Genomic DNA, 13816 nt, shown 5'->3' with positions numbered 1-13816 from the left:
ACCACCTAATAATATTAGATACTACTGAAGGGGATAGCAATGATGAACAGTGTTAGTAATTTGATCGAAATTCATGACAACCAATACTTCAATTCAATTAATACATACTTCAATACCATTCGTAATGTGAAAACAAGAGTTGAATATGAGCGTGAGATCAGAAACTTCTTTCAAAAGGTACGAAATAGAGCTTTAGAATTTATTACTTTGGATGATTTGCAATCTATAAACAAAGAGGTCATTGAGCAATACCGGCTTTACTTACAAAACGTAGAGAAAAAAGGAAGCTCAGCTATTCAGAAATTCACCAGTGCTCTAAAGATGCTGTATAATTATCTTGCTTCAGTAGAAATTCCTGTCAAAACAGTTGCTTTTACTTCTCTTTCAAAAATCGACAATGATACAATCGAATATGAAGCGTTCAACTATGAACAGGTCGAAGTAGCTATTAATACTGTCAAGCCCACCGAGAAGGGCGATATGAAGGTCGCTTTGATTCTTACTGCATGTTACACAAGCTTCCGAAAGAATGAGCTACTAAGCCTAAAATACAGCGGTCTGAAAGAGATCGATGGTGTTTGGACAATAGGATTTCCGAAGAAGGTGGGTAAACGTAATACGGAGAACAGGATGCCGATACCAGATGAGCTGTATGAACAGATCATGGCCCTTAAAGCGATCTACGGTGGCCCTGATGACCTCATATTTAAGATCCAGCCTAAAACCATACAAAAGATGATGGATCGGATCAGAGCGGCACTAGGGATTAAGAATAGCGAAGGCGAAGGAAGGTATGTTTTCCACAGCTTTAAGAAATTCGGCGTTACTGAAGTAGCCATAATAACAAATGGCGATGTTATAAAGATCCAACGCCAGGGCAACCATAAGGACCCTAGGACGGCGATTAATACCTATGCTAAGATAAAGGATAAATACAGTGACTATCCTAACCTTCAAATCGGCAAGAAGACGGATGTGGTTTCGCAGCTGAAAGGCCTAGGGGAAGATAAGATTTTAGAAATCCTCGAAAAGTGTAGCCGCAGCGTTCATTTGGAAATCCAAAAACACTTGTAATAAAACAAAAAACGCCATTGTGTCGGATTAACCGGTACAAGGCGTTTTTTTGTGGATAACTTTCTCAAAAAAATTGGTACTTATCCACAACAGAGGTATTTACAAGAATAGATTAATATAGTATATTTCTTAGCAAGACGATAAAGAAAGATGGTGAGATTTAATATTATGGTTAAATCAGCCGGTAGACCGCCAATCGGATTTGTACCTACTTGGGGCGATGATTCGAAGAATGATTTTAGTATTTTATCTGATGTTGTATTTTATATAAGACATATTGGTATTGAACATGGGGAGTGGACGTTGATCTCATGTTTATTTGCATATCGCTCCAAAGGAGACGTTCCAATTACTGCTGATATGATAACCCGTTTCCTAGATTGCAAGCAAGTCAGCATTGTAAGATGGCTTAATTCGCTAGAAGAAAAAGGATTAGTCATTGTAACAAAAGACAAAGTAAATGGTTACCATCTGAGAACGCTAGACTTTAGCCCAATATTAAGAAAAATAGAAAGTGGCTCATTTGATATCACATTCGATAGCGTATTCGAAGATGCGCCAGCAGTACAACAACTCGCAATGGCATTTTAAATAAAACTATAAATGGATAAAAAAATGGCCCAACCATTCCCCAATGGTTGAGCGCTGATCAAGAAAAACAAAACAACTTAATACATAACCTTCCACCCACAAACAATTGCCTTCCGAGCAGTTTTTTGTTTGGGATACTTAATTACTTGTATTATATCGAAAAAATCACGTTGATGCAAGGCATATTTCCTATTGCCTTAAAAAAAGATAGAAAAAAATAACAATCAACGGACGGTATAAAGTAATTCGAAATACCCAAATAAACGAAGGTTTGTATTTTAAAAGTTAAGACAACACCCCTTTGTCTCGTTTTTCTTGTAAGCAGCGGCCCTTTTGTCCTGTATACTTGGAGGGAAAGGTATGTCTAACTTTGTTTACAGACACTTCTGTAAGCTTTTTAAGGCGTACCAATCGTTTGATAGCAAATCAGCTATGAACGATTCAGTGCGCCTTTTTCTGTCCACACAAGGCCTGTTATTACCAAAATTAAGCCGTGAAGTATTAAAGCTAATTGCTAGAAAGTCCGCTGACGGCGTTATAGGTGTGTCATGGATGAAGGTACAGACTATAGCTGATCTACTGGAAGTTAGTCGGAAGACAGTTGAAAGAAGTATCAATGCATTGGTAAGTAGTGGAATTATAAAAAAGGTTTATGATGCTGGTTTGGGTGGAAGAAGATACCTTATTGTTATTGAGCCTTACCAAGATAATCATGATGATGACGCATCAGAAGTCTCATTAGAAGTCCCATCAAATGTCGCATTGGAAACGCCTGAAGAAATGCCGGTCAACCCTAGTGTGGCAAGGGATTTTCAAACTTCTGAAAAACCACATAGCTCTTGTAACTTGGTTTTAGCTGAATTAACTAATAATAAAGATCAAAGAATTAATAACGTTGAGACGGGAATTCATGACTCTAAGAATCTCAAATTTTCTGAAAAAGGAAAACAATTCATAGAGTCACTTATACCTGAATTTTTCAAAAAAGCGATTGGTACTAGTCTTGATACTGATACGCTCCATGAGTTGTGGGATCGATCTATTATCTGTGCTAGAGAGTGTCGTGCCAAATTTGTTATAGCTGAAATTGTTGAATTCGCTTGGAAAACCACATTTAAGCTTTATAAGAGTGGGAAAATGCAAGGAAAATCTCTCATAGCATTTTACTATGGGGTTCTTAGAAATCATTTTAGAGAATTCGAAAGTCATCTTGCACTAAATGATCCTGAATCTTACGAAGAACATTTCTATAAGTCCAACGTTAGGAAGAAGTCTATAAAACCAGTATATCCAGGTCATAAACCTTTTATAACCAAACATGCTAGAAAAATTATATGTAATATCTCAGAAGCGCATGGTATTACATTCGAAGAAGCATCCATGCTATATTATTCCAGTAGGTAATAAAATTCGTGTTTTGTGTTCAAATCTTGTAAAATAGTAGAACAAAATGAAACTAAAGGAGTGTTTAAAGATTACATGTCTAGAAATATCACTATAACGGGTGTGCCGTGTTTCCAAAGAAAAGAAATGTTAGTTACTGGTTCGATATCCGCTAAAGATTTGATCCAAGTCTATGAAGTAGATGAGTGGGTACTTGGAAAGCCAGTTGAAGAACAGGGATGCCAAAGACCACCAATAAAATCCCACTATACGAGCATCGGTCGCAAGCTTAAGGAAGATACAACTGCTAAGCTGCCTACTTCAATTACACTTAGCGCGAATAATAAACAAGACGAACTGATAAGAATACAGTTAAAATAAGCCATAGAATTGACATCAACCAAGTTGAGGTTACAATACCTGCTGGTCATAAACTGAAGATTGTCGATGGTCAGCATCGTGTTCTAGGGGCAGAATACTCAATTCAAGACTTAAAAGCAAAAGAGTTGGAAGACTTCCAGTTTCCATTTGTTTTAATGATTAACGATGATCGGCTTGATGAGATACGCACCTTTTATGAAATTAACACCACAGGGAAAAAGGTTAGCACTGATCTTGCCCTTCAGCTACTGAATGATTGGAATAACCTAAAAGAAAGCGCTAGATTAACCAAAAAAGAACAATGGAAATTGGTTGCTCTTAACATTGCAATGGAGTTGAACAAGGATAAGGAGTCAGTTTGGCATAATACAATCAATTTCTCTTTGAAAAATAAAGATGGCCTTATAAATGCTACAGCTTTTGTCAATTCCTTAAGTCCGTTCCTAAATTCAATCGCATTTGTGAGAAAGATATGGATGGATTCTACTAACGAAGAGCAGGCAGGCAAAAAACTAGCAAAACTCGTAAATAATTATTGGACAGCAATTTCGTTAACACTTCCAGGATGCTTCCCAAGGGACTTAAAAGACAAAAACAATTGGTATATCCAAAAGAACGTTGGGGCAAGAGTATGGAATATGGTCGCTCCATTTATACTTGAGGAATGCTTAATTAAGCGTGAAAAGCAAGGGGATCTTTCACCAGAAAATATTGCGAAATTCCTTAAAGAGTACACTGGTTATGGAGTGAGGGACGCTGAGGTAGTTTGGAGAAGCAAACGAACTGGAAAAGGGATCAACGGAGGAGAAGCATCAAGAGCTAGCAGCACTAAGGCTTATCGAGAAATTGCTAATACAATTATGAGCGATATTGAGCAAAACTACCTTGAGAAAAGGGATTCAGTTAACTTTTAATAAAAACTAAAAAACCATGATTTCTGTCCATATAATAATATATAGTATTACTAATAAATAATATTAATCTAAGTATTAATAATTATTCTTTATATTACTATATGGACGTTTATCATGGTTTTTTAGTTTTTATTCAACTGATATATATTCCCTTGTCGTTCTTCAGAGTTCAAATCAAAGTTTTTATGCGTAATGTATATTAATCCTTCTGCTTCTAATCGTTTCAGTATTAGCTTCAGTGTTGTTGTACCAACTCCTGTTGCATCATGTAGCATAAACTGAGAAGCCTGGTAGCTTCCGTTGTGTACAGTAATCTTATATTTTAGGTAAGCATATAAGTACATGCCAACGGAGCCTAGTAGCCGGTTGTTAATGATACTCTGAAAAATGGGGAATTCGATACCATGTGTGTTTGCAATATCGAAGAATGTACCGGTATTAAAGCTATCGTTTTTATTCCTCTTAAATGCTTTAATAGGATACTTAATCTTATAGTTGCGACTATTTATATCGGTGTAACTTGGATTGCCTTTCAGATCGTCAATAGTATAAAACTCTAGTTCGCCGCCGCTTTCCTCGAAGGACCATAACAATGGGTAGTCGCTAACTGTTTCGGTGTAACCTATCTGATCCAGGACCCCGTTTTTCTTAATAATGTAGTCTACGGTTAGGTTATTAGCCGAGTACCCTAAAGCCTTTTTAATATCCTTCTGTGTCACTCTGCCATTTTGAGGAGTAACATACTTGCAATACCTATAAAGGTAGCTGCAGTAATAGTAATAACAATAAGAGAAAGCTATGTGTCTGGAGGGTTGAATGGCAGCCCTGAAATCCTCAAATACTTCATTCGGCATATAAATAATAGTGTTCACGCTTTATCTCCTAAAAAAACCATGATTTCTGACTCTGAGACTATTATATGTTTCAAACCCAAAGAATTAAATGGAAATATTTGACCTGACTTGCATATGTCACGAAAATCTGATTTAATTGATTAGCGATATAAAGCTAACATCGTAGGTAATACCACCGCAAGGTGTTATTATATCAGAGATAACCATATAGTAGCCCCTATTGGTTATATCTTTGCTTTCATCATTAAATAATGGGGATGTGTATATGGCAAAGTCGATTATATCCATACTTGATCTCAAACCTTTAAAGGATACCCTTGAACAGTTCTGTAACGAAGAAATATACATAAACGAGAATGGAAAGAAATTAAGCTTTGTATCAAAGGATAGCAATGTTACTCTGCTAGTAGTTAGAATATTCATTGATAAGATCATGATTGAGGGTATGGCCTTAAATCAGGATGCTGAATCAGATGAAAAGGTTATTTCTTTATTGATCGAGTTGGCAAAATCGAAAAAAATGCAGTCAGTTCAAATTGTGGGTTGCGACACAGCCAGAACTACACAGCTTGCCCGTAGAATGCATTTTGTTCCCTTCATAGGTTTTTGGGGGGATGACGATATCTACAAAGGCGACTGGATCAATAACATTAACATCCCTAGCATTTCTCCAAATATCCAATATGGACGGAAGAACGCTAAACGGGGAGTGAAAGCTAACAAATACTTAGGGAAACGTAATCCCGAAGTATTCCCGGTTTATGATATAGATATTAAATTCTAAATGTCCCTTGAAATAGGGTCATTTTTTTATTCTATTTTAAATACAATATATGGGTTGGTTTTATTTCCCTCGATTCCCTTCAATCTACTAATGAAATGTAAAATAGTATAGTGTAATATATAACTTGTAAGGACGCTAACAGCAATCACACAAACCTTTTAGCGGAAAAGAATATATGCGTCCTGTTTAAAGACACTTGCAGCAAACAACTTAATTGGGAAACTATAGGTCGTAGGTTCGAATCCTACCGTCTACAATTGAGTAGGCGTAGCTCAGCTGGTAGAGCAATAGTATTATGTATGATGGTGTCTTGTTACATAACCAAAAGGAGGACAAGTGAAGAATGTTGTATCACCTTAAAAATGAAATGAACATAACCAACACATTAAACGGTGCTAAAGCACATTCAACAACTCAAAGTAATCTATTAGATTTCTTTGCTCAAGGTGGCGCGATGAGGGATAGGCAGGAAGAAGATATTCTTCGCTTGTTCTCCAGGGCATACGCAGAAGATGAGTCTTTGGCTCTTAAAATGCTGTTCTACTTCAGAGATATTCGTGAAGGTCAAGGAGAGAGAAATACTTTCAGAGTGATCTTACGATATCTTGCGAATCATTATCCTAATCGAATAAAAGAATTGGTTGAATTAATTCCTGTTTACGGTAGATGGGATGACTTATACGTTCTCTTTGGAACCAAACTTGAAACCGAAGCAATAAGAGTGATTGCGGATCAACTTAAGAAGGATCTTGGCACAGAGAAACCATCGCTCATGGCAAAATGGTTGAAGTCGGAGAATACATCTTCTGAAATGAGCAAGCTGCTTGCCAAGAAGACAAGAAAAGGCTTGAAGATGCAATCAAAGGAATACCGAAAAACTCTCTCCAACTTGAGAAATCAAATTGATGTCGTTGAGAGGAAGATGTCAGCAAGCGAATGGGATGAAATTAATTACCCAGGCGTACCCTCTAAAGCATCATTGGTGTATAGAAATGCTTTTAGAAAGAATGACGGAGATAGATACCAGGATTTTATTGATTCTGTTGCAAACGGTAATGCATCGATAAATACTAAAGCGATATTCCCGTATGAGATTGTCCACAAAGTATTTCGTGGAGAACGGGACCAAACAATCGACCTTATGTGGGACAATCTCCCCGACTATGTTGGGAAAGAAGAGAACTCAATGGCTGTTGTCGATGTATCAGGCAGTATGAGTGGTCTTCCAATGGAAGTAGCTGTATCTATCGGATTGTACTTGGCTGAACGCAACAAAGGACACTTCCATAATCACTTTATCACTTTCAGTCAAAAGCCGGAATTGGTACAAGTAACAGGAAGAACAGTGTCTGAAAAAATTATGAATATTCAAAGAGCAAAATGGGGATATAATACTAACATCGAACAGGTGTTCTGTGTTATACTAAATACGGCAATAAAGAATAACGTTCCCAAAGATCAGATGATAGAGAAGCTATACATCATATCTGACATGCAATTTGATGTTGCTGATGGTTCGGTAGATGACTTCTTGTTCGAATATTTGAAGTCAAAGTATGCGGCTGCTGGATACGAATTACCGAAACTTGTGTTCTGGAATGTTGATGCCAAGACTGAAGCTTACCCGGCTACGATCCATAACGGAGATGTCCAGCTGGTAAGTGGATGCAGTCCTAGCCTATTCAAAAGCCTGATGAAAGATGAATTCCTATCTCCTACGGAATTAATGAATGAAATATTAATGAGCGAGAGATATGAGCCAATCATCTAGGCATACTTTACAGTAATAGGTAAGGTCTTACATTTAAAGTGTGGGCATAAATGCCATTGAGTTTTCTCAAATTTAAGAATATAATGGTTGTTTATGCCCAAAAAGTAGGATAAAATTAGGCCGTAAGGAATATAAAGCGAACACATTTTGTACAAAAATGTTTATTTGCGAAAGTTTGCAGAATATTCTCTTACAAAATTTTCACCAGGAAGTAGAAGCAAAAAGCACAACAACAAAGGCGCTCGTAAAAGGACAAAACAACATTAGACCGCAACTTTTCCTTCATGATTGCGTCTTTTAATTGACCAAAAATGCAATATAAAATATCTTTGCACGGTTATGGCCTAAAATTGCTTTCACATGCTGGTAAAATGGTTAATGTTGTTTACCTACTTCTTTCTACTAAAAAACAAAACCACAAAACAAACCACACAACTGGGGGAATTAACAATGAAGGCAACAGGTATTGTACGTAGAATCGATGAACTAGGACGAGTTGTAATCCCAAAGGAGATTCGTAGGACGCTGAGAATGCGTGAAGGAGATCCATTAGAAATCTTTGTTGATCGCAACGGGGAAGTAGTGCTGAAAAAGTATTCTCCAATTGGTGAAATGACTAATGTAGCCAAGGAAATTGTTGAATCTATGCATGAGAGTGCAGGCCACATTACGATTATCTCTGACAAAGATGAGATTATTGCATTGGCCGGTGTACCAAAGGCACAATACCTCAATAAACAAATCAGCGCGACCTTAGAGGATGTCATGGAAGACAGACGTACTCTGTATCAGCCTAAAGGTGGATTCTATGAGATCGCTAAGAATCAAAAAGAAGAATTCCATTCACTTGTAGTTGCACCTATTGTTGCAGGTGGTGATCCAGTGGGAACAATTACAATGATTAACCCAGACCCGAAGTACGTAATGAGTGGATTTGAAAAGACTATGGCAGAGACAGCAGCTACGTTCTTGTCCAAACACCTATCTGCCGACTAGTAAAATTAAATCAGATCCACAAATGAAAGTCCTTCCGAGAACTAATATATGAGATAGGCTCGTACACAAAAACCTTGAGCCAGCAATATCTATTGTCCATGACCCATATAAAGATGTTATAATGTTCTACAGATAAAACATCCAAGGGGAATCGACAATGGATCAGATTGATAAAAAGATAATCAAGCTAGTTGAGCAAGGGAAGACGACACAATATATAATGGCTAAGTTGGGAGTCACAGAGCATAAGGTGAAAACAGTCAGAAAATCTAGTATGGCTGCTCCCCCTGGTTCGTTTAAAGATATTTGTCTCAGGATTGCCAACAGTCTAATTAAAGAAGGTTTAGATGCTGAGATTGTCAGCGATTCGGATAGCCTTCATCAGTTAGTAGTGAATGGGATGAAGATTATTGTGAAGACTGCTTCTCCTCACAAAGTAGGGATTTTTAAGTTTAAGATGACTAGGAATATGAACAATCGTGAACTCCGCGAGGGAGAGACAGCTTTATCCAAAAAAGTTGTTGGTACTGACTATAGCAAGATTTGTGATTATGTCATTTTCGTTGGAAAAGACCAGAAGAGCAGAAATGAAGTTGATTTCTACTACTGGATGATTCCGAGTGACCAACTACCTGTTAACACTCACAATTTCAGCCTGAATCTTAGCAGTAAAAAGTATGAACAATACGTTGTTAGGTTGTAACTTTGCTTTATTGAGAGACGCTAACAGCAAAATATATTACATCAATCTGTTAAATTGACCAGTATAATTGCGTCTCGTTGATACACCGTTAGTTTCCTTGCCCCACAAGGGAATTAAACTTAATTAGAGTAACAGAAACACTCCAAATACTGGGGTGTTTTTTAGTTGTCGTAGAATCAGCCTGGGAAGAAGAAAACAAACGTTAACTGACATTTAAATCACTTTTATGTGTGCCTGAAGTGACCGCTAATGTGGCTGCCATCATTATTCCACGATGACGAACACGATGAAAAAAGTACTTATAGTCTGTCTTGGGGAGTGCTAGGCCGAAACCTGCAAACAGGTGTTCTCATCCGAGTAGAAACCACGCCCCCCATAGGTACCATCGAATACTAATTCGAGAGTACACCACGCCAGAAGGCCACCACACACGACCAAGAGGGCCGAAAATCGCACCAAGGGCAATAATAGAAAGAAGTAGAAGAACAGAGCGCACAGGCGAACGTATGCGGCGTATATGTGACCCATTCGAAGAGTGGACGCCCTGACGATCCCACCCACCAAAATAATTCTTGACATTTGCAGCCGAGTATGATTCGAATATTTTACTTGACTTTTGGTCTGAAATCGTATCGCATTAATTAACAGCAGTCCATCCGCGCCGCACTCCATTCCATGGTATTCACCTATCATTCATCCCTCAACAAATTATCCATTTAATTCCTATACGTTATTATACCTAGCATGCCGACAGTGTAATCATATACGGTTACGAACGTTTATTCGTGTCTCCTGGACATGGACATGTGTTTTGTCGAATAATGTCGAAATCGATTCTGCGAGGTTCAGAGGGTAAATACACCTTGGAACATGAAAACGGCTCCTAGGCCCCTTAGAATCGTTCTGAATGCATTGTAAAATAGTAAGTGGATTCAGCTTCATTATGATACAAATTGTATCAGATCAAGATACATATTGTATACCCTTGATCTGTCGCATATGAAACAGTTTTCTATGAGCAAATAAAAAGAACGCCGCAAGGCGTTCTATGTGTCATATGTATTCACTTGATAATATATCGTTACATAATGATTGCATTCGCTAAACTCATAACCCATAATGCTAACATCTTTATATGTCGTGCTCATACGCTTGCTATTCTCTACAAATATAAATGCCTCTTCTAAAGTGTCAAAGGTTCGTTTCTGGTAGCGTTGTTTCTTTCCCTGATGGTATTTATCAATATGATTAATGCTATACGTTCTTCCGTCAAATCCTAAGTGTAGAATATCCATAGCGCTATTCCCCTTTAGTTATTATAGAAGTGTTCGTCCCAAGTTGCCGAAATCATATCATGCTCAATCTTTTTAACTTTCAGCCATTGTATCAAACGTTTCATTCCATTATCCCCCTAATACTTTCAGAATTAAAATCAGAACCAGAGAACCAACACCAAGCCCAATTGCTACATATTCATATAATTCTATTTCTTCATTCTCATTGTTACGTTTATTCATTTCGATAACCTCTTTTCAATTAAGGATCATTTGATACATTTATTTTAGCATAACCTATTGACTGAATGCAATGATAAATAGTAAAATCAATTTAAAGAAATTAATAAGGAGTTGAACACATTGTTGAAATACCTTTTAGACCGTCTGGAACAGATAGACGAAAAGATTTTAAATCATGTTTTCGTAGGCGTAATAATTGCCGTTATCATCTTCATTACTGTAATGGTTACTGTCATCGCTACCAACTAAAACCGCAGAGAAAGAAGGTTTAAGAATGTCTGTATCTATCCTCTTAAGCACTAATGAACGAATGTTTGAATTCGTTTGGACACAACACGAAGTAAGAAAAGAAGCGCTAATTATTGCTAGGGACTTAGACGAAGCAGAAAAAAAGTTATTCGCTACATACGGCATTACAAGTTATACGGACGTTGCCAATCTATAAAAAGGGGAAATGAGCAAATGAAAGATAATATAGCAGAGTCAATTATGATAGGGTTCGTTGGTTCGGTATTCGTCATATTTCTATATCTCGTTGTTTACACGCTTCAGAACTGGTAGGACAAAAAAATGAGGAGGAGATTTCAAATGTTTACAAAGATGGAGCAGGCCGAAAGATGGGTCATCAGGTTAGAAGGTGAAGCCGCAACAATGTTAGAACAGGGCGATTACGAAAAAGCGAGCGAGTACGAGGAAGCCGCAGACGATCTAAAAAGAGTTATTTCAAAAGTACGGTTCAAATGCGCTGACGCTGATGACTGGAAAACATTCAATGCCGCAGTTGCTTCTAGAGAATTACGAGATGTAATGATTGCTTCAAAATAAACCCGTCTGACGATGACCGAGGGCAAACGGTCGAAACCTAGCGCCGAACATGGCGCGATGGTCACGGGATGCCAAACCCGAAAATTCAGGAGGTAACGAACCATGATTATAAAAGAGTGCGCACCGAAGCAAGGGCAAAAAATCGAAGTCTATGTAAACCTGAATAAAGACGGCCTTTTCTCCATCGTAGACCGTGAGCCAAAGAGCAAGAGCGCAACGAGTGGAAAGGTTATTGCATACGCTGAATCTTTGGAAGTTGAGAACGTAGTTTTCAAGGTAGCAGACGGAAGATACAACTGGATACATGAGAACAACCGCCGCGCAGTGTGTGCCGTTGCTGTTGGGCACTTTGTCCAAGCAGACAGCCCCAGAAGCGCAGACCTTGGAACAGCCGTTAACTATAACCCGTTCCGCCGCAAAGACTTTCACACCACATCAGGCGAGACAGTGACAGCCGCGAATCTTGTTCACTTTGAGAATAAGAAAGCGTACATAGCAGGCGAAGCAGACGAAGCCCCAGAAGGCCAGTTAACACTTTTTTGATGAATGATAGGCAGGAGTAACAGAGCGTTATTCCTTCCAATTGATTCACCAAAAACAGGAGGTTATACAAATGAATAATTCTAATTTGGAAATGATAGCAAGTTGGACAATGTACTCGATTTTAGAAGGTGATTACACTTTTACAGATGCTTATACCGATGCCGTTGATTATTGCACCGAATCGCTAGAAGGAGAACCAGCACCGACAGCCGAGGAAGTACGCGCACACCTGAAAAATCAACTGTCCAGCATGAGCAACCAAGAACACGCCGAGTTAATCAGGATCGCATTATCATAAGTCGTTCAAGCGACTAAAAACAGCCCTTTAAGCTTGAAGCGTTAACCGTCCAAGTGGCGGTTAGGTAGGGACCGAAAACCCTAAAAAACCGCATAGTGGCGCGGTTTATTTGCCATACCCGTTTTGGCTGCACAAACCATTTTTTTACATTGAAAATTACATATTGGGAGGAATAGCGAATGTCTAAAAGTCTGAAATTTTACATTGCTACATGGGGGGAAGCTTGGACGGTTCTAGAGAATACCGAACCAGCCACACCAGAAAGAGAGAAAGCGAAAAGACGGTTTGACCGTTTAACCTACATCGTTTCTAACTATCTGAATTTTAGAACGCTGGGAGGTATGAAGAAATGAAATTCCAAGCTTGCCAGAAGATAAACGGCGTTATTCAATGGATTGACTTTGTTGGTGAAACTATCGAGGAAGTAACCGAGGAATTAGAACGCCGCGAGATTGCACCAGAAGCAACAACAATCAAACAGATTGACCGTGTATGTCATATCATCAATGACCGAGTAAGCCCGTTCAATGGTCGCGGCGCTTATATAATGGAACTTCATAACGACAACACCGCGACCGCCTATATACCGTTTCTACGAGAGGAAGCACGAGTAAAATTACAAAGCCTACAACCGACCAAACAGGGGGAAATCCAATATGCCTAAACTGACCGAAGCCCAGAAGCAAGAGAGAGCACAGAAGGCCCAGACATTTGATTATATGAGTGATGAAGCTTATGAGGAAGTAATGTCCCAGCTAGACTGTGATTGTGAACCGTATTCAGATGTTTACACGTTGCCCAGATGGAACGCGCAAGGTTACATGATTAAGAAGGGAAGCAAGGGCATTAAAAAGATTGTTTATCTCAAGTCCAAGGAGAAGGACGCGCAGGGCAATGAAACAGGCCGCACAATCACAAGACCTAAAGCAACCGTCTTATTTTGCCGCTGTCAGGTTAAGAAATACCAAAAGCAGTGAACCGCGAATAGCGGTTCTTTTTTTTGTTTTGAGCGTGTAGCTTGATCGGATCAGCAGGAAAGCCAAAAAATAATTTTAATCTTATAATAGCAAGCGCAGAACCTATAACAGCAAGCACAAAATAAGGCCAGATAACAGCGCCCCATAACAGATGCGGACCTTTAAGGCAGGAGCTGCAAAGCGAACAAACGTTCCCAGTTGACCA

General features: G+C 38.6%; 17 protein-coding genes. 15 read left to right on the top strand and 2 right to left on the bottom strand.

Annotated elements, in window-relative coordinates:
- Window positions 1-39 precede the first annotated feature (39 nt).
- The 5 genes from M2277_RS24720 (at window position 40) to M2277_RS24700 (ending at window position 4343) form a co-directional block, all read left to right on the top strand.
- Window positions 40-1074 carry a tyrosine-type recombinase/integrase gene (locus M2277_RS24720; protein ID WP_280755815.1) on the top strand — a complete coding sequence of 345 codons (1035 nt, stop codon included), beginning with the start codon at window positions 40-42 and terminating at the stop codon, window positions 1072-1074.
- Between the two features lie 168 nt (window positions 1075-1242).
- A complete protein-coding gene (locus tag M2277_RS24715) occupies window positions 1243-1665 on the top strand; it encodes a MarR family winged helix-turn-helix transcriptional regulator (RefSeq protein WP_280755814.1) in 423 nt (140 codons plus the stop codon).
- 360 nt (window positions 1666-2025) lie between these two features.
- A complete protein-coding gene (locus tag M2277_RS24710) occupies window positions 2026-3069 on the top strand; it encodes a helix-turn-helix domain-containing protein (RefSeq protein ID WP_280755813.1) in 1044 nt (347 codons plus the stop codon).
- 75 nt (window positions 3070-3144) lie between these two features.
- Entirely contained in the window at window positions 3145-3429 is a 285-nt protein-coding gene (locus M2277_RS24705) for a hypothetical protein (RefSeq protein WP_280755812.1), read from the top strand.
- Entirely contained in the window at window positions 3426-4343 is a 918-nt protein-coding gene (locus tag M2277_RS24700; protein WP_348537793.1) for a DGQHR domain-containing protein, read from the top strand. Before M2277_RS24705 ends, M2277_RS24700 begins: the two co-directional genes overlap by 4 nt.
- Before the next feature lie 122 nt (window positions 4344-4465).
- On the opposite strand, the gene M2277_RS24695 is transcribed toward M2277_RS24700, so the two are convergent.
- Window positions 4466-5215 carry a hypothetical protein gene (locus M2277_RS24695; RefSeq protein WP_280755811.1) on the bottom strand — a complete coding sequence of 250 codons (750 nt, stop codon included), beginning with the start codon at window positions 5213-5215 and terminating at the stop codon, window positions 4466-4468.
- A 247-nt stretch (window positions 5216-5462) separates the two neighbouring features.
- Between M2277_RS24695 and M2277_RS24690 the strand changes: the two genes are divergently transcribed.
- The 4 genes from M2277_RS24690 to M2277_RS24675 all read left to right on the top strand — a co-directional run bounded on the left by M2277_RS24690 (window position 5463) and on the right by M2277_RS24675 (window position 9451).
- Window positions 5463-5981: a hypothetical protein gene (locus M2277_RS24690; RefSeq protein ID WP_280755810.1), complete on the top strand. Its 519-nt coding sequence runs from the start codon at window positions 5463-5465 to the stop codon at window positions 5979-5981.
- A 343-nt stretch (window positions 5982-6324) separates the two neighbouring features.
- Complete coding sequence (locus M2277_RS24685) at window positions 6325-7752, top strand: DUF2828 family protein (protein WP_280755809.1); 1428 nt, start codon at window positions 6325-6327, stop codon at window positions 7750-7752.
- A 450-nt stretch (window positions 7753-8202) separates the two neighbouring features.
- Window positions 8203-8748, top strand: coding sequence for a stage V sporulation protein T (gene spoVT / locus M2277_RS24680; RefSeq protein ID WP_280755808.1), 546 nt, complete (start codon window positions 8203-8205; stop codon window positions 8746-8748).
- 157 nt (window positions 8749-8905) lie between these two features.
- Window positions 8906-9451: a hypothetical protein gene (locus tag M2277_RS24675; RefSeq protein WP_280755807.1), complete on the top strand. Its 546-nt coding sequence runs from the start codon at window positions 8906-8908 to the stop codon at window positions 9449-9451.
- Between the two features lie 1046 nt (window positions 9452-10497).
- Here M2277_RS24675 and M2277_RS24670 read toward each other — a convergent pair.
- Window positions 10498-10746 (bottom strand): hypothetical protein, encoded by a 249-nt coding sequence (locus tag M2277_RS24670; protein WP_280755806.1) that lies wholly within the window; start codon window positions 10744-10746, stop codon window positions 10498-10500.
- Between the two features lie 810 nt (window positions 10747-11556).
- Here M2277_RS24670 and M2277_RS24665 point away from each other — a divergent pair.
- The 6 genes from M2277_RS24665 (at window position 11557) to M2277_RS24640 (ending at window position 13611) form a co-directional block, all read left to right on the top strand.
- Window positions 11557-11793, top strand: a complete 237-nt coding sequence (locus tag M2277_RS24665; RefSeq protein WP_280755805.1) for a hypothetical protein — start codon at window positions 11557-11559, stop codon at window positions 11791-11793.
- Window positions 11794-11895: 102 nt separating this feature from the next.
- Window positions 11896-12336, top strand: coding sequence for a hypothetical protein (locus tag M2277_RS24660; RefSeq protein ID WP_280755804.1), 441 nt, complete (start codon window positions 11896-11898; stop codon window positions 12334-12336).
- Window positions 12337-12406: 70 nt separating this feature from the next.
- Window positions 12407-12634 (top strand): hypothetical protein, encoded by a 228-nt coding sequence (locus M2277_RS24655; RefSeq protein WP_280755803.1) that lies wholly within the window; start codon window positions 12407-12409, stop codon window positions 12632-12634.
- A 179-nt stretch (window positions 12635-12813) separates the two neighbouring features.
- Window positions 12814-12987: a hypothetical protein gene (locus tag M2277_RS24650; RefSeq protein WP_280755802.1), complete on the top strand. Its 174-nt coding sequence runs from the start codon at window positions 12814-12816 to the stop codon at window positions 12985-12987.
- On the top strand, window positions 12984-13298 hold the full coding sequence (locus tag M2277_RS24645; RefSeq protein WP_280755801.1) for a hypothetical protein: 315 nt from the start codon (window positions 12984-12986) through the stop codon (window positions 13296-13298). Before M2277_RS24650 ends, M2277_RS24645 begins: the two co-directional genes overlap by 4 nt.
- Window positions 13291-13611, top strand: coding sequence for a hypothetical protein (locus tag M2277_RS24640; RefSeq protein ID WP_280755800.1), 321 nt, complete (start codon window positions 13291-13293; stop codon window positions 13609-13611). The genes M2277_RS24645 and M2277_RS24640 overlap by 8 nt, the downstream gene beginning before the upstream one ends.
- The last annotated feature ends 205 nt before the right edge of the window (window positions 13612-13816 follow it).

It is taken from the genome of Paenibacillus sp. LBL (assembly GCF_029893715.1).
Taxonomy (GTDB): Bacteria; Bacillota; Bacilli; order Paenibacillales; family Paenibacillaceae; genus Paenibacillus_AQ; species Paenibacillus_AQ glucanolyticus.
Note: the sequence above shows the minus strand (reverse complement) of the source record. Positions and strands in the feature narration are given on the sequence as shown.

Excerpts from the sequence above, each read along its gene's own strand:
- M2277_RS24720 (WP_280755815.1), top strand. The coding sequence starts at position 40 with ATGATGAACAGTGTTAGTAATTTGATCGAAATTCATGACAACCAATAC.
- M2277_RS24715 (WP_280755814.1), top strand. The coding sequence starts at position 1,243 with ATGGTTAAATCAGCCGGTAGACCGCCAATCGGATTTGTACCTACTTGG.
- M2277_RS24710 (WP_280755813.1), top strand. The coding sequence starts at position 2,026 with ATGTCTAACTTTGTTTACAGACACTTCTGTAAGCTTTTTAAGGCGTAC.
- M2277_RS24705 (WP_280755812.1), top strand. The coding sequence starts at position 3,145 with ATGTCTAGAAATATCACTATAACGGGTGTGCCGTGTTTCCAAAGAAAA.
- M2277_RS24690 (WP_280755810.1), top strand. The coding sequence starts at position 5,463 with ATGGCAAAGTCGATTATATCCATACTTGATCTCAAACCTTTAAAGGAT.
- M2277_RS24685 (WP_280755809.1), top strand. The coding sequence starts at position 6,325 with ATGTTGTATCACCTTAAAAATGAAATGAACATAACCAACACATTAAAC.
- spoVT (WP_280755808.1), top strand. The coding sequence starts at position 8,203 with ATGAAGGCAACAGGTATTGTACGTAGAATCGATGAACTAGGACGAGTT.
- M2277_RS24675 (WP_280755807.1), top strand. The coding sequence starts at position 8,906 with ATGGATCAGATTGATAAAAAGATAATCAAGCTAGTTGAGCAAGGGAAG.
- M2277_RS24670 (WP_280755806.1), bottom strand. The coding sequence starts at position 10,746 with ATGGATATTCTACACTTAGGATTTGACGGAAGAACGTATAGCATTAAT.
- M2277_RS24665 (WP_280755805.1), top strand. The coding sequence starts at position 11,557 with ATGTTTACAAAGATGGAGCAGGCCGAAAGATGGGTCATCAGGTTAGAA.
- M2277_RS24660 (WP_280755804.1), top strand. The coding sequence starts at position 11,896 with ATGATTATAAAAGAGTGCGCACCGAAGCAAGGGCAAAAAATCGAAGTC.
- M2277_RS24655 (WP_280755803.1), top strand. The coding sequence starts at position 12,407 with ATGAATAATTCTAATTTGGAAATGATAGCAAGTTGGACAATGTACTCG.
- M2277_RS24650 (WP_280755802.1), top strand. The coding sequence starts at position 12,814 with ATGTCTAAAAGTCTGAAATTTTACATTGCTACATGGGGGGAAGCTTGG.
- M2277_RS24645 (WP_280755801.1), top strand. The coding sequence starts at position 12,984 with ATGAAATTCCAAGCTTGCCAGAAGATAAACGGCGTTATTCAATGGATT.
- M2277_RS24640 (WP_280755800.1), top strand. The coding sequence starts at position 13,291 with ATGCCTAAACTGACCGAAGCCCAGAAGCAAGAGAGAGCACAGAAGGCC.